Consider the following 21,545-nt stretch of genomic DNA (forward strand, 5'->3'; position numbering starts at 1 on the left):
ACTCCGCTCATGAGCCGCGAACAAGCCATCGCCCAGACCCTCGCCACCTTCGACGACGGGCGCTTCTTGCAGACGCTGGCGCGCCGCGTCGCCTACAGGACCGAAAGCCAGGATCCCGCCAGCGGCCCCATCCTGCACGCCTACCTCAGCGAAGAGATTGCGCCCTATCTGCAGACCCTGGGTTTTCGCTCGCGCATCGTCAACAACCCGGTGCCGGGCAAGAGCCCCTTCTTGCTGGCCGAGCGCCTCGAGCCCGATGCCGCCTTCACGGTGCTGACCTATGGCCATGGCGATGTCGTGCGCGGCTACGACGCGCAGTGGCGCGAAGGGCTCAAGCCCTGGGATGTCGTCGTCGAGGGCAATCGCTGGTATGGCCGCGGCACCGCCGACAACAAGGGCCAGCACAGCATCAATCTGAGCGCGCTGGAGCAGGTGCTGGCGGTGCGCGGCGGCAAGCTGGGCTACAACGTCAAGATCATTCTGGAGATGGGCGAGGAAGACGGCTCGCCCGGCCTCAACGAGGTCTGCGCCCTGCATGCCGAGCTGCTGAAGGCGGACCTGTTCCTGGCCTCGGACGGCCCGCGCGTCGCGGCCTCCAAGCCGACGATGTTCCTCGGCTCGCGCGGCGTCTTCAATTTCGACCTGCACCTGAAGCTGCGCGACGGCGGCCACCACTCGGGCAACTGGGGCGGTCTCTTGCGCAACCCCGGCATCCGCCTGGCCCACGCGATCGCCAGCCTGGTCGACGAGAACGGCCGCATCCTGGTGCCAGGCCTGCTGCCGCCCGAACTGCCGGCCAGCGTGCGCGCCGCGCTGAAACTCATCGAGGTCGGCGGCGGCCCGGATGACCCCGAGATCGACCCGGACTGGGGCGAGCCCGGCCTGACCCCCACCGAACGCGTGATCGGCTGGAACAGCCTGGAGGTGCTGGCCTTCACCTGCGGCAACCCGACCATGCCGGTGCACGCGATCCCGCCGACCGCGCGCGCGCACTGCCATATGCGCTATGTGGTCGGCAGCGAGCCGGCGCAGTTCCTGCATCACATTCGCGAGCACCTGCTGGCCCATGGCTTCGACGATGTCGAGGTGCGCGGCACCGATGTGCATATGGCCGCGACAAGACTTGACCCCGATGACGCCTGGGTGCGCTGGGGCCTGGCCTCGATGGAGCGCAGCAGCGGCAAGACGCCGGCCCTGCTGCCCAATCTGGGCGGCTCGTTGCCCAACGATGTGTTCTCCGAAACCCTGGGCCTGCCCACGCTGTGGGTGCCGCACTCCTATGCCGCCTGCTCCCAGCATGCGCCCAACGAGCACATCCTGGCCGACCTGAGCCGCGAGGCGCTGCAGATCATGGCGGGGATGTTCTGGGACCTGGCCGAGCAAGGGCCGGCCGTGATGCGGCAGCGGGCCTGAGGGGCTGAAGACCGCGGCTGTCTACACTGGGCGCTGGCCTACCCACACCGGGGTCAGGTCCTGCCTCAGGAGGGGATGGACGCCAATGGAAGCGCAGTGGCTTGTCATCGTGGTCGGCGCCGCTGTCGCCGGCTTTGTGCAGGGCTTGTCAGGCTTCGGCTTCGGCCTCACCGCGATGTCCTTCTGGGCCTGGTCGCTGGAGCCCATGCTGGCCGCCTCGCTGGCGGTGTTCGGCTCGCTGACCGGCCAGATCGTCGCGGCCCTGACCGTGCGGCGCGGCTTCGACTGGCGCGCGCTGCTGCCCTTTCTGCTCGGCGGTGCCGCCGGCATTCCGATCGGCGTGGCCATACTGCCGGTGCTGGACGTGCCCTGGTTCAAGGCCGGGCTGGGCTTGTTCCTGGTGCTGTGGTGTCCGGCGATGTTGCTCAGCGCCAGTCTGCCCCGCATCCAGCGCGGCGGTCGCGTCGCCGACGGCATCGCCGGCGCGCTGGGCGGCATGATGGGCGGCCTCGGCGGCTTTACCGGCACGATACCGACCCTGTGGTGCACCCTGCGCGGCTTCGCCAAGGACAGGCAGCGCGCCATCATCCAGAACTTCAACCTGGCCGCGCTGAGCGTCACGATGGCCATCTATCTGGCCAAGGGCATCGTCACCGGCGAGATGCTGCCGATGTTCGCCGTGGTCGCACCGGCACTGCTGCTGCCCAGCCTGCTCGGCGCGCGGCTGTACCGCAGCATCTCGGAGACCGGCTTTCGCCGCCTGGTGCTGAGCCTGCTGACGCTGTCGGGCCTGGCCCTGCTGGCCTCGGCCGTGCCGCAGCTGCTGCAAAGGCTTTGAGCCGGGCGGCGCGTACCGCTAGGCCGTGACCGCCGCGCTGCCGCAGTAGCGGCCGCGCCCGGCCGCCTTGGCCGCATAGAGCGCCCGGTCGGCCTGGTTCAGGAGGCTGTCGAGCGATTCCTGCGGCAGGGCAAGATGACCGCCGACGCTGACCGACAGGCGCAGCGCATGGCCCTGCTCGTCGCGCAGCTCGGTGGCCGCTGCCACCGCCGCGCACAGGCGCTCGCCCAGCGCATCCAGGGCCTCGGCCGTGGCGCCTTGCAGCAGCACGACGAACTCGTCGCCACCCCAGCGGGCCGCCACGTCATAGGGGCGGATCTGCGACTGGATGCTGCGCGCCACCAGCTTCAGCGCCGCGTCGCCGACCGCATGGCCATGGCCGTCGTTGATGGCCTTGAAGCAGTCGACATCCAGCCACAGCAGGCCGAGCCGGCCGTGCTCGCGCCGCGCCCGCTCCAGCTCGGCGGCCAGGCGCTCGCTCATCCCGCGGCGGTTGAAGAGCTCGGTCATCGGATCGATCTTGGTCAGCCGGTCCAGCGCGGCCGTGCGCTCGCTGACCTTGTGCTCCAGCTCGCGACGCGCCTGCAGCACCGCGCTGGCCATGCGGCCGAAATGCTGGATCAGCCGGCGCACCTCGCCGGCGCCACGCCGGTCCAGCTGCGGGCTCGGGTCCTGGCCGTCGGCGACGCGGGCCATCGCGCGGTCCAGGCTGCCCAGCGGCGTCAGCACCAGCCGGTTCAGCACCAGATTGAACAACAGCAGCGCCACCAGCATGCTGCCGATATAGAGGCCCAGGATGCCGTAGAAATAATGCGGCGGCAGCAGCACGTCCAGGTCCAGCAGCGTGATCTCATACCAGTCGATCTCGGCCACATGGGCGATGCCGGCCAGATGCCTGCGGCCGCCGATCTGCACGAACACCGAGACCACTTTTTCGGGCCGCGCCTCGGCGCTGCGCATTGCCGCGCGCACCGCGGCCTGATCGGCCGCGCGCTCGAACAGCAGGTTCAGGCTCTTCTTCTGCGTGCCCTGGCGCTTGCTGACCGAGGCGAAGTCGATCAGCGTCTGGTCGCGGTGCAGCTGGATCGCACCGGCATGGTCGACGAACAGGCTGGTGATGCCCGGCGACCCCTCCTCGACCACATTGCGCAGAAACTCGCTCAGGTCCAGGCCGGTGCCGGCAATGCCCAGCACCTGCTCGCCGTCGCGCATCAGCACATCGATCCACAGCTTCACGACGCCCAGCTTGGCATCGGGGCTGACGTTGATGTGCATATCGCGGTTCATCCGTATCAGATCGAAGAACCAGGCATGGCCGGGATCGCGCGGATCGAGCGTATAGCGCAGCTCGCGGCCCGCGTACTCGTTGGCGGCGTTGTTGTGGAAGTAGTGGCCGCTGCCGGCCATCGCGACGAAATAGCTCTTGTCGCCGAAGTTGTGCCGGTAGCTCTCCATCTCGGCGATGGCCTCGCGCAGGCGCTGCGCGTCGCCGGGGTGGCGGGCCAGCTCGCGCAGCCGCGACGAGGCGGCCAGCTGGCGCGACAGCGCGATCTCGCGCAGCAGCGGCTGCAGCGTGCGGCTCTTGTCGTAGAGCACCTGCTTCTCGGCATAGCGCACCGCCCACTGCTCGACGATGCCCTCGGCCAGCATGCGCACCGACCACCAGACGCCCACCGACGAGATCAGGGCCAGCACCAGGGTCAGAAGCAGGAAACGAGGTTTGAGATTCATTGACTCGACGAGTCAGGCCCAGCGCCTGCGCTCGCGCGAGCCTAGCGCAAGCCGGGCCGGCGAGGCTGACAAAAGCTGACCGATCAGCGCAGCGCGCTACTGCACCCGCAGCCCCTCGACAAAGGCATAGCCGAAGCCGCGCAGCGTGCGCAGCGGCGCCTCGGCGCCGGTGGCCACGGCGATCTTGCGGCGCAGCCGGCTCAGCACCGTCTCGATGCGCCGCTCGTCATACAGCAGCCAGTCCTCGCCCAGGGCCTCGACCAGCTCGCGCCGGCTGGCACGGCGCAGCGGCGCGCGCGCCAGCGTCGCCAGGATGCAGGCCTCGACGGCATTCAGCGGCAGGGGCTCGCCCGGGCCGGCCGGCAGGCGCAGTTCCAGCTGATGCAGGTCGAGCACCCAGGCCGGCAGCTCGCTGAGCCGCAGGCGACGCTCCAGCGAGCGCAACACGGCCAGCAACTCCTCGGCATCGACGGGCTTGCACAGATAGTGGTCGGCGCCGCCTTCATGGCCGGCCAGACGCTCGCGCAAGCTGGTGCGCGCCGTCAGCATCACGATGCCCAGCTGCGGCCGGCTGGCCCGCAGCCAGCGCGCCAGCGCCAGGCCGTCCTCGTCCGGCAGGCCCAGGTCGAGCACCAGCATCTGGGGCTGGAAGCTCGCCAGCAGCGCGCGGCAGCCGGCAGCATCGGCCGCACCCTCGGCGTCGAAGCCGGCATGGCGCAGCTGGAACAGCACATCGTCCAGCAGATCCGGGCTGTCTTCGATGACCGCCACGCGGCTCATGGCTCACCCTCCAGCGGCAGGCTCAACAGGAAAACGCTGCCGCCGCCCGGCCGGGCCGACAGCCTGACCTGGCCGCCATGCAGGCCGGCGATACGGCGCACCAGATACAGGCCCAGGCCGGAGCCGGCCACGCCGCCGACGGCGGGGCCGCGGGTGTAGCGCTCGAACAGGCGTGCGGCCAGCTCCGGCGCGATGCCCTGGCCCCGGTCGCTCACCGCGAACTCGACCCGGCGACCGTCCGAGCGCAGGCTCAGCCCGACCTCGGCCGGCGAGTACTTCAGCGCATTGCCCAGCAGATTGCCCAGGGCCGTGGCCAACAGGGTGCGGTCGGCGTGCAGGCGCGGAGCGGCGGCGGGCAGGTCCAGGCGCAGGCGGGCCTGGTCCTCGCTGGCCTCGGCCAGCTCGGTGCACAGCGCGGCGGCATCAAAGCGGCTGCGCTGCAGGCCGAACTGCTCGTCGTCGAGGCGGTCCTGGTCGAGCAGTTGCTGCAAAAGCTGCTCGATGCGGGCGACGCCGCGACGGATGCGCCGGTGTCGGCGCTCGACCTCCTCGGAGGCGCTCGGCACGAGCTTTTGCAAGGCCTGGGCGGCGCCGGCGATCATGCTCAGCGGCGTGCGGATCTCGTGCGACAGCATCGCGATGAAACGGCTTTGCTCGCGCCGTGCCGCGCGTTCGTGGGCATGCTGGCGCAGCGCCTGCTCGGCCCGCTCGCTGGCCTCGCGGTGCGCCGCCTCCAGGCCCTGGCGCCGCAGCAGCACCACGATGCCGAAGGCCGCCATCGTCAGCAGGCTGCCGATCTGCGAGCTGTAGAGCAGCCAGAGCTGGCCCGGCGCTACGCCCAGCAGCAGCAGCACGATGGTGAACACGCCGGACAGCGAGATCAGGTGCGCCAGCGCCAGCATGCGGCTGCCGGGTCGGCCGGCGCGCCACAACCACAGGCTGCGCCCGAAGCCGACCAGCGTGGTCAGCAGGGTCAGCTGGAACAGCGCGCCGGCTACCTCGGTATAGAGGCCCAGTGCCGGCGCCAGCAGGCCCAGGCCGTAGGCATAGAGGGCCAGGCGGTTGAGCCACCAGATCCAGCGCCCCGGCCCCTCGCGCCGCAGCTCCAGCGCATGGCGGTAGAACCAGTTGGCCGCCAGCCCCGACAGCAGCGTTGCATAGGAGGTGGCCTGGTCGGCCAGGCCCGCCCAGGCCTCGGGCAGCCAGAGCCCATGCAGGCCGTTGATGCAGGACATCAGCAGCAGCAGGCTCAGCAGCGACACCAGATAGGCCCGGTGCAGCAGGTCATGGCGCCAGACCCCTTGCCAGAAGCAGAAGGCGCACAGCGACAGCAGCAGGCCGTAGTAAAGACCGAAGGCGCCCAGACGCAGGCCGTTGGCCGCGGCGAACTCGGCCGGCGTGCGCGCGGCCAGCAGCAGCAGCGAGCTGCTGCTGGTCTCCAGCCGCAGCCACAGCGTGCGGCCCGCGATGGCCTCGGCGCTCAGGCGGAAGACATAGCCGGTGCTGGCGAGCTCGCGCCGGCCGGCAGACCGCTGCTGATCGCCGGCGCGCTGCTCCTGCAGCGCCGCCCCGGCACGCTCGGGCGCATACAGGCGCAGATCGTCCAGATAGGGCGGCTGCACCTCCAGCCAGACCTCGCCGCCGGCCGATGGCATATCGACACGAAAGCGCAGCCAGTGCACCTGTCGGGTATAGCCGGCAGCGAAGCCGCCGGCCACCGGCCGGAAGTCGCGCTGGCGCGCCGGCGCGCTGATGCTGGCCAGCGTCTCGCGGCCCAGCGGGTCGGCCAGCACGGCCAGCTCGCGGATCTGCAGGGACTGGGCGGCGGCCGGCAGCGCCAGCAGCACGACCAGCAACAGGCAGGACCGCAGCAGGCTGCCGATCAGACTCACGGGCACAGATTCGAACTCATCGCTTGCTCCTCAGGCGCCCGGTCGCGGCCGGGCCGGCGCGAGCTTACCGGATGCGCTGCGGCGTCGGCCTACACTGGCTCCGCCATACCCATCGTCACACCGCCCGCGAAGGCGCGGGCCGACCAGCAAGGAGCGTTCCGATGACCGAAGCCGCGGCCCCATCCCCAGCAACCGCCCACCCACGACAGCGCCACAGGCTGCTGCGCCTGGCCGCCGCCTGCCTGCTGGCCGGCTCCGGCGGCATGCTGCTGCTGGCGCCGCAGGCCCAGGCCGCCTCGGCCGCGCCGGTGGCCGCCGAGAACGGCATGGTGGTGACCGCCCAGCATCTGGCGACCCGGGTCGGCGTCGATGTGCTGAAGGATGGCGGCAATGCGATCGACGCGGCGGTGGCCGTCGGTTATGCGCTGGCCGTGGTCTATCCGGCCGCCGGCAATCTGGGCGGTGGCGGCTTCATGACGCTGCAGCTGGCCGACGGGCGCAAGACCTTCCTGGATTTCCGGGAGAAGGCGCCGCTGGCCGCGACGGCCAATATGTACCTCGACAAGGACGGCAATGTCATCAAGGGCCTGAGCACCCATGGCCATCTGGCCGTGGGCGTGCCCGGCAGCGTCTCGGGCCTGGAATACGCGCGCGAAAAGTACGGCACGCTGAAGCGCCCCGCCCTGCTGGCGCCGGCCGTCGCGCTGGCCGAGCAGGGCTTTGTGCTGAACCAGGGCGATATCGAGATGCTGCGCACCGCGAGCGCCGATTTCCGCAAGGACCCGGCCTCGGCGGCGATCTTTCTGAAGAAGGGCGGCGAGCCCTTCGAGGTCGGCGACAAGCTGGTGCAGCAAGACCTGGCACGCACGCTGAAGGCGATCAGCGCCCAGGGCCCGGCCGGCTTCTACAAGGGCGCGGTCGCTGCGGCCCTGGTCAAGAGCAGCCAGGGCGGCGGCGGCATCATCACCCAGGCCGATCTGGACCAGTACACGACCCGCGAGATGGCGCCGATCGAGTGCGACTACCGCGGCCTGCGCGTGATCTCGGCGCCGCCGCCGAGTTCCGGCGGCGTCATCATCTGCGAGATGCTCAACATCCTGGAGGGCTACCCGCTGAAGGACTGGGGCTTCCGCTCGGCCCAGGCGGTGCACCACCAGATCGAGGCGATGCGCCATGCCTATGTGGACCGCAACAGCTATCTGGGCGACCCCGACTTCGTCAAGAACCCGATCGCGCGGCTGACCGACAAGGCCTATGCCGCGCAGATCCGCGCGGTGATCGACCCGAACAAGGCCGGCGTCTCCAAGGACATCAAGCCCGGCGTCGCGCCGCACGAGGGCAGCAACACCACGCACTACTCGATCGCCGACCGCTGGGGCAATGCGGTCTCGGTGACCTACACGCTGAATGACTGGTTCGGCGCCAAGGTCACGGCCGCCGGAACCGGCGTGCTCTTGAACAACGAGATGGACGACTTCACCGCCAAGATCGGCGTGCCCAATATCTACGGCCTGGTGCAGGGCGAGGCCAATGCGATCGCCCCGGGCAAGCGCCCGCTGTCCTCGATGAGCCCGACCATCGTCAGCAAGGACGGCCAGCCGGTGATGGTGGTCGGCACGCCCGGCGGCAGCCGCATCATCACGGCCGTGCTGCACTCGCTGCTCAATGTGATCGACTACGGCATGACGGTGCAGGAGGCGGTCGATGCGCCGCGCTTTCACCAGCAGTGGCTGCCCGACCTGACCAATGTCGAGACCTTCGCGCTCTCGCCCGACACCCGTGCGCTGCTCGAAGCCAAGGGCCACAAGCTCGGCGCGCCGCAGCCCGCCAACCACATGGCCGCCATCCTGATCGGCGCGCCCTCGCTGGGCGGCAAGCCGGTCGGCAAGAACCGCTTCTACGGCGCCAATGATCCGCGGCGCAATAGCGGCTTGGCGCTGGGGTATTGAGCGGGGAGCCGCGACTGACTCGGAGCGGCTTGGCCGGGCTGGGCTTGTTGATCGCAGGCGATGGGGTGAAGGTCTGCTTGCCCGGGCGGCGCTCGATCGCAAGCGGTTCTTCAGACACAGTTCGGCGCCGACTTGTGGGGGCTCACGGGTCTGCCCGCCCGTCCTGCATGGCGGCGCTGATCGCCATCTCGCTGGACCGGATCAGCAGTTCGCCCCCTTTGTGCCGGCGCAGCCTCAACGCCTCGCCGAGCACCTGGATGGCTTGCGCCTTGTCGCCGGCCTGCAGCAGGGCCTTGCCGTTGTGATGAAGCGCGAAGTCCTCAAGCTCGGCGAGCGCCGGCGTGCTGCGCACGGCGGCGAGGGCCGCTCTGGCCTCGCTGAGCGCTTCGGCCGGCCGGCCCAGTTCCTGAAGCACCTGGACCAGCCTGAGCCTCGACACGACGAGCGGGCGCACAGGACCGCTTGCTTGCGTGCGCAGCGCATCACGGAGCAGGCACTCTGCCGACGCGGCGGCACCGGCAGTCGCAAGCATGAAGGCGGCCTGGCTCTTCCTGGAGGCGGCCTGGCCAGCATCCTCGGCTGCCTCGCCGGAGCGCGCCAGATCCGTTGCGATCGCTCGCATGGTCGTCGGATCGAGAGCGACTGCGCGCAGACTGACCGGATCGATGCCGTACTCGGTGCCAGGCCCAGCAATGGTGAAGACGAGTGGGGGCATGGAGCGAAGAAGTGCTTGGGGAGATCCATTTCCCTGCGGCGGAAGGGTCAGCCCTCGGTCGGTGCATTTCTCGACCTGAGCATCGCCCGCATGAATGCGACGGTGACGCCAGCGACGTTCAGTCTTTGCGTGCCGAAACGTGGCGTGCGAAGTTGTCCAGGATTGCCTGCCAGCCGCTGCGCTGAGCCTCCTCGGAGTGGCTGTCCTCGCTGTCGAATGTCACCGTGACCGTGACACCGGCGGGACCTTCCGAAAACTCCACCAATCCGACGCGATCGCCAAATGTGTATTCGATGAGTTTGTGCGGCGTGACCTGCGTGTACTCGCCTTCAAAGTCGAAGCCAAAGGAGCCGTCCTTCGCCTCCATGCGAGATGAGAACTTGCCGCCCACACGGAGATCGACTGTGGACGCTGTGGTGTGCCAATCTGGGGAAGCAGTGTTCCAAATCTTGATGTCGTCGGGCGAGCTGTACCTGCGCCAGACCTCAGCGATGGGGGCTGCGACGACGGTGGATACGGTGATTTTCATTGAAGCTCCAAGGTGTGGGACGCGGGTTGTGAAGTCTCATGTTCGAACCAACCGGATCACTGCTGCGAAAAGGCTTGGCCCGCCGTAGCTAGTCCGAAGCTTGAGCGATAGGCTAGACCGCGCGTCAGTTCGTGATGTGGATGGTGCTCTGGGCCCGCTTGAGGGCGCGCTTTCTCTTGCTGTTGGGCGCTTGATATGAGAGGCGGCCGATGGGCGTAGCCCGTTGGACATCCTCTCGATGGGAGGGGTTAGGCCGCATCCGCGACGCTGGCCTTTGAGGCGCCCCGATTCAGAATCGCGCCCAGTATCGAACCGACCAGTGCTGCGGCGGCTAGCCAAAGAGTCAGATACCAGAAGCTAGATAACTCGGCCGTGATGTAGAACGCCAGGAAAGCCAGCATTCCGATTAGCATGATGATGATATTCGAGAGTATTGCGGCCCGTCGCCTCATTACTACGAGACGCCTCTTGCTAAGGAAACCGATGTCGTGTGCGTCTGATGCGGCAAAGCAGAGAGTAGCGAGCAGGAGGTAGAACGCGGGGTGTCTAAGAATGGGTGGGAAACGGGAAGAGTCAGTAAGCCTGATGTTGGAAACGCCTGATACCCGGGCTGCGGGCCGAAGCGCTGTTGGCTTGCCCGCAGTGAGCAGAGCTAGGGTGAACTCATCACCTGGATTTAGAAGCATCGGCGCTATGGACACCGTCCTCCCATCAACGGTTAGCAGAGGCTTGAGGTCGGCGGGCTGCCTCGCCGTGACCTGCGCAGCCACCAAGAGTGAAGCGCCTTCCGCGTCAATCAGGATTGGACTCTCAAAGTCGGCAGTTGCAACCGGGCGCGAGCCGTCGTTGGTGACTGTCACCAAGGAGAGTACTGGATCGGGTACTGGTTTGCCACCGTGCACGACCTGGACGTCTTTCAGGGCATCGAGTGCAGACGCGGCTATGGGAGTCTGTGACTTCAACACCACCGCTAGGGACTTGGACGAGAGATCGGTGCGGTAGATCCACACCGATACCGCCACACCTATGACGGTTGCGATCAAGGACACGAAGGGGACATTCAGGAAGCGTGACATCTCGCAAGCTCTTGGTATGCGGCCTAGACAAGATGGCTTCGTGACGCCGGGCGGCCCGACCCCTGCGATGCCGTAGGTTGCAGGCGCGGGGCCTGCTGAGCTACACCAAGGTACCCGGCGGACGGGCTGCCGGGGCGTTGCAAGTTTGCGAGGAGTCGGGCCATGGAGAGCAAATCTAACAGCATCTTGTTTGTCGGTCTGGACGTCCACAAGGACAGTATCGACATCGACATCGACATCGACATCGCCGTTGCGCAGGCGCCGCGTGACGGTGAACTCCGCCACATCGGCTGCATCAAGGGCGACCTGGCATGACTGGACAAAGCGCTGAGCAAGCTGATCAGCCGGGGCCAGGTCTTGCACAGCGTCTAAGAGGCCAGCTGCAGCGGGTTCGTCATCTGGCGCCACCGCAGGATCCCTTGGTGCTGCGAGAGCCAGGCCGCAGCGGCTGAACGAGCGGCAGTTGCGCCCGGCCGGCTATGACCCGACCGCCTGCGGGAAATCCCGGGACTCACGCCGGCCGGCCGGGCGGTGTACAACGCAACCTCGCTCATCCTGTCGTCAACTCGCGGAGGTTTTGCCATGAATCCACAAGCGTCTGCAACTGCAGCCGAGCCCGTCATCGACCCCAGCCAGTTCGACCCCGAGCTGTGGTGCCTGTTCGACCAGTATGTGCATGGCGACATCGACCGCCGCGGCTTTCTGGACCGGGCGGCCCGCTTCGCGCTGGCCAGCGGCACCACGGCGGCGGCGCTGCTGGCGGCGCTGAGCCCGGACTTCGCGCAGGCGCAGAAGGTGGCGCCGGGCGATGCGCGGGTCAAGGCCGAGTTCGTCGAGTTCGCGTCGCCGGCCGGCTATGGCAAGGTGCGCGCCTATGTGACGCGGCCGGCCCAGGCGCCGGGCCCACTGCCGGTGGTGCTGGTGATTCATGAGAACCGCGGCCTGAACCCGCATATCGAGGACATCGCGCGGCGCCTGGCGCTGGACGGCTTCATCGCGGTCGCGCCCGATGCGCTGTTCCCGCTGGGCGGCTATCCGGGCGACGAGGACAAGGCCCGCGAACAGTTCGCCAAGCTCGACCAGGCCAAGACACGCGAGGACTTCGTCGCTGCCGCCGGCTTCGCGCGCGGCGTCACCGGCGGCAATGGCAAGCTCGGCGCGGTGGGCTTCTGCTATGGCGGCGGCATGGTCAACTTCCTGGCCACCCGGCTGCCCGAGCTGCAGGCCGGCGCGGCCTTTTATGGCGCGCCGGCGCCGGCCGAACAGGTGGGCCAGATCAAGGCCGAGCTGCTGATCATCTTTGCCGAGAACGATGAGCGCATCAACGCCGCCTGGCCCGCCTACGAGGCCGCACTGAAAAGCGCCGGCACCAAGCACGAGGCCTTCAAGTACGCCGGCACGCAGCACGGTTTCAACAACGACACCACGCCGCGCTACGACGCGAGCGCGGCGCAGCAGGCCTGGGCGCGCACGCTGGCGCTGTTCAACCGGACCTTGCGCTGAGGGTTCAGCGCGGCTGGCGCGAGAGCCACCAGGCCGCCGCCAGCCGTCCGACCTCGGCCAGCACCGCCTGGTCCTGGTCGCGCATATGGTCGTGCCGGCCCGGGCCTTCGTAGTAGGCCGACACGATCAGCGGCGGCCGCCCCGGCGGCCAGGCGATCGCGACATCGTTGTACTTGTCATCTACGCCCGGGCCCATGAAGGTGCCGGTCTTGTCGCCGGCCTTCCAGCCCGCCGGGAAACCGGCGCGCAGGCGCTTCAGGCCGGTGTCGGTCGCGATCATCCACTGGGCCAGCCGCTCGCGCGAGGCCGGCGCCAGCCAGTCGGAATTCAAGAGCCGGTCGGTCGTGCGGGCCATCGCCAGCGGCGTGCTGGTATCCCTCAGCTCACCGGCGTGGACCACATCGACCACATTCATCTGCGGCTCGTAGCGGTCCAGCCGGGTCTCGCCATCGCCCAGCTCGCGCAGCCTGGCCGTCAGGCCGGCCGGGCCGCCGAGCTCGCGCAGCAGCAGATTGGCGGCGACGTTGTCGCTGGTGGTCTGCGTGGCCTCGGCCAGCGCGGCAATGCTCATGCGGCCGCTGGCCAGATGCCGGCCCGTCACCGGTGCATGAGGCACCATATCGGCCAGCCCGTAGCGCAGCGGCCGATCGAGCTGCAGCCGGCCCTGGTCGGCCTCGCGCAGCACCACGCCGGCCAGCGGCAGCTTGAAGGTGGAGCACAGCGCAAAGCGCTCCTGCCAGCGGTGGCCGATCAGCGCGCCATCGGCACAGTCCAGCACGGCCACGCCGAGCCGGCCGCCGGCCTTCTGTTCCAGCGTGGCAAAGGGGGCATGGGCCATCACCACGGCATTGGCGACGCCGGGCAGGCCGCCCAGCAGCAGCGAGGAGGCGCCGGCCTGCAGCAAGAGTTGACGACGAGAGAAGGTGTTCATCGGTATTGATTCCATGGGATAGAGGTTCTTGGCTCAGCCCTGCAGCGCAGCGCGGATGCGCTCCAGATCGGCCTCGCGCTGCGCGGCGTCCGGCGCCCCCAGCAGGACCACGCTCAGACGCCGCCCCTGCAGGCGCATCTGCAGGGCCACGCAGCGCCCGGCCGCCTGTGTGAAGCCGGTCTTGGCCAGCAGCATGGGCCAGCCGGGGGCACCGACCAGCGGGTTGCTGTGGAGGGATTCGATCGGCTTGCCATCGACCAGCACGCGGGCCCGCGCCGCGCCGGCGGCTTGCCGTATCAGCGGCTCGCTGGCGGCGGCCTCGAGCAGACGGGCCACATCGGCGGCGCTGGCCCGGCTGCTGGACGGTACGCCGGTCGGGTGGCGCAACTCCGCCGTCTGCAGACCCAGGCTGCCGGCCTTGTCCTGCGTGGCCTGTTCGAAGGCGGCCAGGCCGCCCGGATAGTGGCGCGCCAGCAGCTGGGCGGCGCGGTTGTCGGAGGACTGCAGCATCAGGGTCAGAGCCGCCTCGCGGCTCAGCCGCTGGCCCGGCCGCAGCGACGCGCTGCTGAAGGGGCTGGCCCGCACATCCTCGCGCGAGACGCTCAGCTGCTGCTGCAGGTCCTGCCCCGCGTCCAGCACCACCAGGGCCGTCATCAGCTTGCTGATCGAGGCAATCGGCACCGCCTGCTGCGCGTTGCGCGCCAGCAGCACCTCGCCGGAATCGGCATCCAGCACCAGCGCATGGCTGGAGGCCAGCGCCAGATCGGCGGGCAAGTGAGGGCCGGCGCTGGCAGGGACTGCGCTTGCCAAGCCGGCCTGCGCCGTCGCGTTGTGCATGCCGGCCAGCGGCAGCACGCCGGCCAGCAGGCCCAGCAAGAGCAGCGCGGACAGCAGCCGCGGCCCCTCCCCGCCCGGCGGCGCGCGCCGGACCAGGGCGCGCACCCGCTGCGCCAGCTCGCCGCCCTGGGCCGCAGCGGCCAGCGCCGGCGCCTGCGGACCGAGCGCCAGCGCCTGCAAGGCCTCGGCCAGCTGGCGCGGCGCGCCCAGCTGCTCGGCCGCCAGCGCGTCGGCCACCAGCTCGCGCTCGATCCGCAGCCGGCGCGACAGCCACCAGATGACGGGGTGGAAGAACAGCAAGGCCTCCACCACCTTCTGCAGCAGATGGGCCAGATAGTCCCAGCGCCGCACATGGGCCAGCTCGTGCGCCAGCAAGGCCTCCAGCAGCGGCGCCGGCAGGCCCGTCAGCAGGCCGGCCGGCAGCAGCACGACCGGTCGCCACCAGCCGACGGTGAAGGGACCGGCGGCCACATCGACCGAGGTGGGCAGCAAGCGCAGCGCCACCGACTGGCCCAGGCCCATGCGGCGGGCCAGCTGATCCAGGCGGGTCTGCCACAGCGCCGGCGCGGGCCGGCTGCGGCGGCGCCAGCGCGCGACGCAGGCCAGGCCGGCAAGCAGACGCAAGCTCATCAGCGCGACGCCCAGCAACCAGGCCCAGGCCAGGCCCTGGCGCCAGGGCGTCTGCGTCGCCCAGCGATCGGGCTCCTCGACCTGTTGTGACTGCACGGCGCCGTAGCCCTGGGCCTTGAGCGCGCCGCCGCCCCAGAACGGCTGCGCCGCCGGCGTGGCCGGCGGGGTCTGCGCCTCGGCCCAGCGCGTACCGAACTGCAGCGCCGCCAGCAGCAGGCTCAGCAGCAGGGCCACGGCGCAGACCGCATAGCGCAGGCGGGCGGCGCTGTGGCGCAGCACATGCAGCAGCAGCGCGGCCAAGCCGCCCAGCACGCCGAGCTGCCACAGCAGCTGCAGCAAGGTGTCGCTGAGCGGCTGCACCCAGAGGGTCCAGCTCGTGCCGCTCATGAGCGCTTGCCTTTGCCGGCCGCATCGCCCTGGCTCAGCAGCTGCGCAATCTCGTCGCGCTCCTGCTGGTTGACCTGGGTCTTCAGCGCGGCCATCACCAGGGCCTTGCCGGAGCCGCCGAAGAGCTTGGAGACCATGTCCTTGAGCAGCTGCTGCTGCAGCTTGTGCTGCGCGTGGGCGGCCGCATAGACCTGCGGGCGCTGGCCCTCGTCGCGCGTCAGCAGGCCCTTGCTGTGCATCAGCTGCAGCTGGCGCAGCACATTGGCCTCGGTGATCTCGGGCCGCTCGAGCTTCAGCGCCTCATGCGCCTGGCGGGCCGTGCAAGCCCCTTCGCGCCAGATGACGCGCAGCAGATCCAGCTCTGCGGCGGTGGGTTTGGGGAGTGAGGATGAATGAGCCATGCATTCAGAATAACTTTTCTAGAAATTATTGTCTAGAACTTTTATTCTGAATATGGCACTACAAAGGGATCTCTGTCGTCGACAGCACCTGCTTGAGCACCATGAAGCTGCGGATCTGCCGCACGCCCGGCAGATAGAGCAGCTGCTCGGCATGCAGGCGGTTGAAGCTGTCGCTGTCCTTGGTGCGCAGCATCATGAAGTAGTCGAACTCGCCGGTCACGACATGGCATTCCATGCAGCCGGAGATCTTGGCGGCGGACTTCTCGAAGGCCGCGAAGGACTCCGGCGTCGAGCGGTCCAGCACCACGCCGATGATGACCAGCATGCCGGCATCCAGTGCCGGCGGGTCCAGCAGGGCCACGGTCGCGCGTATCAGCCCGGCGCGGCGCAGGCGCTCGACCCGGCGCAGGCAGGCCGGCGGGCTCAGATGCACCTTCTCGGCCAGCGCCACGTTCGAGATCGAGGCGTCGCGCTGCAGCGCGCGCAACAGCGTCTTGTCGGTGCGATCCAGCGCGATCGCCTCCGGGGCCGCGAGCTTCGCCTGGCCACGAACTTTTGTTGTGCTCAATTCAATTCTCCAGCAATAGGAAGCCACATCAGTAGCAAACAGTCAGCAAGACGTTTGCCAGCCCATCAATCTTTGCAACCCTGTGAACAGGCATTCTTCCTAACATTCCCAGCGCAGCCAAGCTCTTCCCTCTCTCCCCGGAGTCTTCACATGAATCTGCAACGTTTCCCCCGCCACCCGCTGACCTTCGGCCCCTCGCCCATCCAGCCGCTGAAGCGCCTGAGCGCCGCGCTCGGCGGCGAGGTCGAGCTCTATGCCAAGCGCGAGGACTGCAATAGCGGCCTGGCCTTTGGCGGCAACAAGACCCGCAAGCTGGAGTACCTGATTCCCGAGGCGATTGCCGGCGGCTACGACACCCTGGTGTCGATCGGCGGCATCCAGTCCAACCAGACCCGCCAGGTCGCGGCCGTCGCCGCCCATCTGGGCATGAAGTGCGTGCTGGTGCAGGAGAACTGGGTCAACTACTCGGACGCGGTCTACGACCGGGTCGGCAATATCGAGATGTCGCGCATCATGGGGGCCGATGTGCGCCTGGACGCGGCCGGCTTCGACATCGGCATCCGTCCGAGCTGGCAGCAGGCGATGGACGATGTCAAGGCGCGCGGCGGCAAGCCCTTCCCGATCCCGGCCGGCTGCTCCGAGCATCCTTACGGCGGCCTGGGCTTCGTCGGCTTCGCCGAGGAGGTGCGCGCGCAGGAGGCTGAGCTGGGCTTCAAGTTCGACTACATCGTGGTCTGCTCGGTGACCGGCAGCACACAGGCCGGCATGGTGGTGGGCTTCGCGGCCGACGGCCGCGCCGACAAGGTGATAGGCATCGATGCCTCGGCCAAGCCGGCACAGACCCATGCCCAGATCCTGCGCATCGCGCAGCACACGGCCGAGCTGGTCGAGCTGGGCCGGCCCATTGTGGCCGCTGACGTGGTGCTGGACACCCGCTACGGCGGCCCCGAGTACGGCCTGCCCAGCGAAGGCACGCTGGAAGCGATACGCCTGTGCGCGCGCACCGAAGGCATGCTGACCGACCCGGTCTACGAGGGCAAGTCGATGCAGGGAATGATCGATAGGGTGCGCAAGGGCGAGTTCCCCGCAGGCTCGCGGGTGCTCTACGCGCACCTGGGCGGCGTCCCCGCATTGAACGCCTACAGTTTCTTGTTCCGCAACGGTTGACATCAGCAGACAGGAGCCAGCGCATGCACCCGACCGATGTCGACGAGGAACTTCAGGAGTGGTGTGCGGCGCTGGACGGCCTGCTCGCCGCCTGGGGGCCGCATGAAGGGCGCGAACGCGCGGCCGCCCTGCTGGACGGCCTGCTGGCGCATGCGCGCCAGCAGCAGCTGCCCTGGCGGCCGGCGGCCGTCACGCCCTATCTGAACAGCGTGCCGCTGGCCCAGCAGCCGCCCTACCCCGGCGACCTGGCCATCGAGCAGCGGCTCTCGGCCATGCTGCGCTGGAACGCACTGGCGATGGTCGTGCGCGCCAATGCCGCGCACGGCGAGCTCGGCGGGCATATCGCCAGCTACGCCTCGGCGGCCGATCTGTTCGAGGTCGGCTTCCAGCATTTCTTCCGCGGCCCCGCGGCGCCGCAGGGTGCCGATCTGGTGTATTTCCAGCCGCATTCGGCGCCGGGCGTCTATGCGCGCGCCTTCCTCGAGGGCCGACTCGACGAGGACGCACTGCGCCACTACCGCCAGGAACTCAGCGCGCAGAAGCAGGGGATCCAGGGACTCAGTTCCTACCCCCACCCCTATCTGATGCCGGAGTTCTGGCAGTTCCCGACCGGGTCCATGGGCATAGGCCCGATCAATGCGATCTACCAGGCCCGCTTCATGCGCTATCTGGCCGACCGCGGCCTGCAGGCCACCGAGCAGCGCAAGGTCTGGGGCTTTTTCGGCGACGGCGAGATGGACGAACCCGAGTCGATCGCCGCGCTGACCCTGGCCGCGCGCGAGAACCTCGACAACTGTGTCTTCGTGATCAACTGCAATCTGCAGCGCCTGGACGGCCCGGTGCGCGGCAATGGCCGCATCGTCGACGAGCTGGAGGCGCTGTTCGCCGGCGCCGGCTGGCATGTCCTCAAATGCCTGTGGGGCTCCGAGTGGGATGCGCTGCTCGCGCGCGACGAGACTCATGCGATCGCGCGGGCCTTCGCCCGCACCGTGGACGGCGAGTTCCAGACGCTCAGCGCCAACGACGGCGCCTTCAACCGCCGCAGCTTCTTCAGCCGGTCGCCCGAGCTGCAGGCCCTGGTCGCGCACCTGGCCGACGAGGACATAGACCGGCTGCGCCGCGGCGGCCATGACCCGGTCAAGATCCACGCCGCCTTCGCACGCGCCCGCGCCCATCGCGGCCAGCCCACCGTCGTGCTGGCCAAGACCATGAAGGGCTATGGCATGGGCACGGCCGGCCAGGGCCGCATGACCTCGCACCAGCAGAAGAAGCTCGGCACGGACGATTTGCTGGCTTTTCGCGAGCGCTTTGCGCTGCCGCTCAGCGACGCCCAGGTGGCGGAGGCGGCCTTCTACAAGCCGGCCGAGGACAGCGCCGAGATGCGCTATCTGCAGACGCGCCGCGCGGCGCTCGGCGGTTCTCTGCCGGCCCGCGCCACGCTGGCGCCGCCGCTGCCGGTGCCAGGTCTTGCCGAGACGGCCGGCTTCGCGCTGCAGGCCGACGGCAAGAGCATGAGCACGACCATGGCCTTTGTGCGCCAGCTGGCGGCACTGATCAAGGACGAGAGGCTGGGCCCGCGCATCGTGCCCATCGTCGCCGACGAGGCGCGCACCTTCGGCATGGCCAGCCTGTTCCGCCAGGTCGGCATCTACGCCCCCTTCGGCCAGCTCTACCAGCCCGAGGACGCCGGCTCGATGCTGGCCTACCGCGAGGACAAGAGCGGGCAGATCCTCGAGGAAGGCATCAGCGAGGCCGGCGCGCTGTCGTCATGGACGGCGGCGGCCACCAGCTACTCGACGCACGGGCTGGCGATGCTGCCTTTCTACATTTTCTACAGCATGTTCGGCTTCCAGCGGGTCGGCGACCTGATCTGGGCCGCGGCCGACCAGCGCGCCCGCGGCTTCCTGATCGGCGCCACCGCCGGCCGCACCACGCTGGGCGGCGAAGGCCTGCAACACCAGGACGGCCACAGCCCGCTGTTCGCCTCCACCGTGCCGAACTGCCGCGCCTATGACCCGGCCTTCGCCGGCGAGCTGGCCCTCATCATCGACCACGGCATGCGCCGCATGCTGGAGCAGCAGGTCGACGAGTTCTACTACCTGACCGTCACCAACGAGAACGTCGTCAACCCCAGCCTGGCCGAGGCCGACCATGCCGGCGTGCTGCGCGGCATTTACCGGCTGCGCAGCGGCCCGGCCGCGCTGCCGCAGCGGGTGCAGCTGTTCGGCAGCGGCGCCATCATGGGCGAGGTGCTGAAGGCGGCGGCGCTGCTGGAAGAGCAGCACGGCATCGCCGCCGATGTCTGGAGCGTCACCAGCTATATCGAGCTGGCCCGCGAGGGCGCCGCGCAGGAGCGGCTGTGGCGCCAGGGTCTGAAGCCGGCGGTCGACAGCTGGCTGGAACAGCAGCTGCGCGCCAGCAGCGGCCCCATCATCGCCGCCAGCGACTATGTGCGCGCCCTGCCCGAGCTGGTGCGCGCCTATCTGCCGCCGGGGCGGCGCTATCTGTGCCTGGGCACCGACGGCTTTGGCCGCAGCGACTCGCGCGCCGAGCTGCGCGCGCATTTCGAGGTCGACGCCGCCGCCATCGTGCAGGCCAGCCTGCGCGCGGTCCAGGAAGTCTGCAAGGCCGAGAATGCCTGCGAGCAAAGCCGTCTGGCCGCGCTGGTGTCGATGGCGCCGACCTAGCGGTCCGGCGGCCCGGCCACGACGCGGTCGCGCCCGCCTTCCTTGGCCCGGTAGAGCGCACCGTCGGCGGCCACGATCAGCTGCGCCATCGTCATCGAGCGTGACGGGTCGACCATGGCCAGGCCGATGCTGACGCTGATGTGCGGGCCGGTGGAACAGCTTGAATGCTCGATGCCCAGCGCCGCGACCGCGGCCCGGGCGGCTTCGGCGGTGTGCCGGGCGCCCGTCAGGTCGGTGTCCGGCAGTATCAGCGCGAACTCCTCGCCGCCGTAGCGCGCGGCCATGTCCGCCGGCCGGCGGCAGCAGGCCTGCAGCGCCGCCGCCAGCCGCTTCAGGCACAGGTCGCCGGCGTGGTGGCCGTAGTGGTCGTTATAGGCCTTGAAGTGATCGACATCGATCAGCACCAGGGCCAGGGCTCTTTTGTGGCGCACCGCCACCGCCATCTGCTCGGCCAGATAGCGATCGAAGGCGCGCCGGTTCGCCAGCTCGGTCAGCCCGTCCTGCTGCGACAGCTGCCAGAGCTGGTCGTTGGCCGCGCTCAGATCGGCCGACAGCCGCACCAGCCGCGCATAGTGCCGGGCGTTCTCGCTCAAGAGCACGATCAACAGGAAACCGGCCGCCAGCAGGCCGTAGATGCGGCCGGCATACCAGCCCAGGTCGTAGCGGCCGGTGTTCAGGATGGCCGCCAGCGCCAGGTCGAACAGCCACACGGTCATCACCACCAGCAGCCAGACATCGAGCACCGTGTGCGGCCGGCGCCGCCAGACCATGGCCAGCGCCAGCAGGCTCAGGGTCCAGACGCCCAGCAGGACGGCGCGCCCGGCAGCGGTGGTCCGGTCCCCGTGCAGAAACACCGGCAGGTGCTCGTGCCCTGCGGTCGCAAAAGCCGTGAATGCGGCCACGGTGGCCAGCACCAGCGCCACCATCAAAACGATGACCATCTGCGCCCGCAGGCGCCGCGCCCGGTTGAAGCTCGGCCGACCGGAGCCTCCCGCCTTGACCCTCGCATAGGCCATCACCATCAGCGGGAAGCCGCCATGCCAGAACATATACAGGGCCGAGGAGGTCTGCGGCCCCGAGCCCAGCAGGCCCGTCGCGGCGAACAGGCCCGGAAAGATCAGCGCATAGGCCGCGGTGGCGGCGGCGGTGAACAGATAGCCGCCGCCCAGGACCAGCAGTTCCAGCGACTGCAGGGCCCGGTACTGGCTGAACAGCAGCACCGCCGTGATCAGATCGCAGATCACCAGCGCGGTGACATAGATAGGGATGAAGGCGGGCAGCTTGGCCAGCGGCGTGGCGGCAAAAGGCAGGGCCGCCACGAAGACCATGGCAGAGAGGGCGATCAGGCCGAGCGCGGCGCGGAACTCGCGCGGCCCGGCCGGCTCGGTCGAGAGATGCCCCCAGAACTCGCGCGCCTGGCCTGGCTGCATAGGGCCACCGTTCAAATGTGACCACTCCCTGGTCGCTAGGCCTCAGTCTATGACGGTCGCGGCCGGCCGGGGCCTTCTTTT

Annotated in this window: 18 protein-coding genes; 7 read left to right on the forward strand and 11 right to left on the reverse strand. The window is 69.1% G+C overall.

From position 1 onward, the window contains the following. Positions 1 to 9: 9 nt before the first annotated feature. Together O5M90_RS08525 and O5M90_RS08530 are read left to right on the forward strand one after the other, a co-directional pair. The gene (locus tag O5M90_RS08525; protein WP_269838883.1) at positions 10 to 1,413 is read left to right on the forward strand and encodes a M20 family metallopeptidase; all 1,404 of its coding nucleotides are present in this window, start codon (positions 10 to 12) and stop codon (positions 1,411 to 1,413) included. Positions 1,414 to 1,498: 85 nt separating this feature from the next. Beyond that, positions 1,499 to 2,251, forward strand: a complete 753-nt coding sequence (locus O5M90_RS08530) for a sulfite exporter TauE/SafE family protein (protein ID WP_137945155.1) — start codon at positions 1,499 to 1,501, stop codon at positions 2,249 to 2,251. An 18-nt stretch (positions 2,252 to 2,269) separates the two neighbouring features. Here the strand turns inward: O5M90_RS08530 and O5M90_RS08535 are convergent, their stop codons facing one another. The 3 genes from O5M90_RS08535 to O5M90_RS08545 form a co-directional block, all read right to left on the reverse strand. Next, positions 2,270 to 3,982, reverse strand: a complete 1,713-nt coding sequence (locus O5M90_RS08535) for a GGDEF domain-containing protein (protein ID WP_269838882.1) — start codon at positions 3,980 to 3,982, stop codon at positions 2,270 to 2,272. A 96-nt stretch (positions 3,983 to 4,078) separates the two neighbouring features. Further along, a complete protein-coding gene (locus tag O5M90_RS08540; RefSeq protein WP_269838881.1) occupies positions 4,079 to 4,762 on the reverse strand; it encodes a response regulator transcription factor in 684 nt (227 codons plus the stop codon). Next, positions 4,759 to 6,660, reverse strand: coding sequence for a sensor histidine kinase (locus O5M90_RS08545; RefSeq protein ID WP_440401964.1), 1,902 nt, complete (start codon positions 6,658 to 6,660; stop codon positions 4,759 to 4,761). Before O5M90_RS08545 ends, O5M90_RS08540 begins: the two co-directional genes overlap by 4 nt. A gap of 257 nt (positions 6,661 to 6,917) precedes the next feature. Here O5M90_RS08545 and ggt point away from each other — a divergent pair, with 257 nt between their 5' ends. Then, complete coding sequence (gene ggt / locus O5M90_RS08550; RefSeq protein WP_269838902.1) at positions 6,918 to 8,603, forward strand: gamma-glutamyltransferase; 1,686 nt, start codon at positions 6,918 to 6,920, stop codon at positions 8,601 to 8,603. 142 nt (positions 8,604 to 8,745) lie between these two features. Here ggt and O5M90_RS08555 read toward each other — a convergent pair whose 3' ends face one another. From O5M90_RS08555 to O5M90_RS08565, 3 genes are all read right to left on the reverse strand, one after another. Further along, positions 8,746 to 9,318, reverse strand: a complete 573-nt coding sequence (locus O5M90_RS08555) for a hypothetical protein (protein WP_269838879.1) — start codon at positions 9,316 to 9,318, stop codon at positions 8,746 to 8,748. Between the two features lie 118 nt (positions 9,319 to 9,436). Beyond that, complete coding sequence (locus O5M90_RS08560; RefSeq protein WP_269838878.1) at positions 9,437 to 9,847, reverse strand: SRPBCC domain-containing protein; 411 nt, start codon at positions 9,845 to 9,847, stop codon at positions 9,437 to 9,439. Between the two features lie 248 nt (positions 9,848 to 10,095). Then, entirely contained in the window at positions 10,096 to 10,923 is an 828-nt protein-coding gene (locus tag O5M90_RS08565; protein WP_269838877.1) for a hypothetical protein, read from the reverse strand. A gap of 162 nt (positions 10,924 to 11,085) precedes the next feature. Between O5M90_RS08565 and O5M90_RS08570 the strand changes: the two genes are divergently transcribed. Together O5M90_RS08570 and O5M90_RS08575 are read left to right on the forward strand one after the other, a co-directional pair. Then, positions 11,086 to 11,238: a hypothetical protein gene (locus O5M90_RS08570; RefSeq protein WP_269838876.1), complete on the forward strand. Its 153-nt coding sequence runs from the start codon at positions 11,086 to 11,088 to the stop codon at positions 11,236 to 11,238. A 267-nt stretch (positions 11,239 to 11,505) separates the two neighbouring features. Beyond that, entirely contained in the window at positions 11,506 to 12,426 is a 921-nt protein-coding gene (locus tag O5M90_RS08575; RefSeq protein ID WP_269838875.1) for a dienelactone hydrolase family protein, read from the forward strand. A gap of 4 nt (positions 12,427 to 12,430) precedes the next feature. On the opposite strand, the gene bla is transcribed toward O5M90_RS08575, so the two are convergent. The 4 genes from bla to O5M90_RS08595 are packed head-to-tail and all read right to left on the reverse strand — an operon-like array spanning position 12,431 to position 16,180. Next, positions 12,431 to 13,357, reverse strand: coding sequence for a class A beta-lactamase (bla, locus tag O5M90_RS08580; protein WP_269838874.1), 927 nt, complete (start codon positions 13,355 to 13,357; stop codon positions 12,431 to 12,433). A 33-nt stretch (positions 13,358 to 13,390) separates the two neighbouring features. Then, a complete protein-coding gene (locus O5M90_RS08585; RefSeq protein WP_269838873.1) occupies positions 13,391 to 15,211 on the reverse strand; it encodes a M56 family metallopeptidase in 1,821 nt (606 codons plus the stop codon). After that, positions 15,208 to 15,612: a BlaI/MecI/CopY family transcriptional regulator gene (locus tag O5M90_RS08590; RefSeq protein WP_137944617.1), complete on the reverse strand. Its 405-nt coding sequence runs from the start codon at positions 15,610 to 15,612 to the stop codon at positions 15,208 to 15,210. Before O5M90_RS08590 ends, O5M90_RS08585 begins: the two co-directional genes overlap by 4 nt. A gap of 58 nt (positions 15,613 to 15,670) precedes the next feature. Next, positions 15,671 to 16,180 carry an Lrp/AsnC family transcriptional regulator gene (locus O5M90_RS08595; protein ID WP_262969763.1) on the reverse strand — a complete coding sequence of 170 codons (510 nt, stop codon included), beginning with the start codon at positions 16,178 to 16,180 and terminating at the stop codon, positions 15,671 to 15,673. Positions 16,181 to 16,330: 150 nt separating this feature from the next. On the opposite strand from O5M90_RS08595, the gene O5M90_RS08600 reads away from it, so the two are divergent. Together O5M90_RS08600 and mdeB are read left to right on the forward strand one after the other, a co-directional pair. After that, entirely contained in the window at positions 16,331 to 17,347 is a 1,017-nt protein-coding gene (locus O5M90_RS08600) for a 1-aminocyclopropane-1-carboxylate deaminase (protein ID WP_137944615.1), read from the forward strand. 23 nt (positions 17,348 to 17,370) lie between these two features. Then, complete coding sequence (gene mdeB / locus O5M90_RS08605; RefSeq protein WP_269838872.1) at positions 17,371 to 20,034, forward strand: alpha-ketoglutarate dehydrogenase; 2,664 nt, start codon at positions 17,371 to 17,373, stop codon at positions 20,032 to 20,034. On the opposite strand, the gene O5M90_RS08610 is transcribed toward mdeB, so the two are convergent. Then, positions 20,031 to 21,464 carry a sensor domain-containing diguanylate cyclase gene (locus O5M90_RS08610; protein ID WP_269838871.1) on the reverse strand — a complete coding sequence of 478 codons (1,434 nt, stop codon included), beginning with the start codon at positions 21,462 to 21,464 and terminating at the stop codon, positions 20,031 to 20,033. The two genes, mdeB and O5M90_RS08610, sit on opposite strands and share 4 nt — an antisense overlap. Positions 21,465 to 21,545 lie beyond the last annotated feature (81 nt).

Origin of the sequence: Paucibacter sp. M5-1 (assembly GCF_027498415.2) — a bacterium.
GTDB lineage: Bacteria > Pseudomonadota > Gammaproteobacteria > Burkholderiales > Burkholderiaceae_C > Roseateles_E.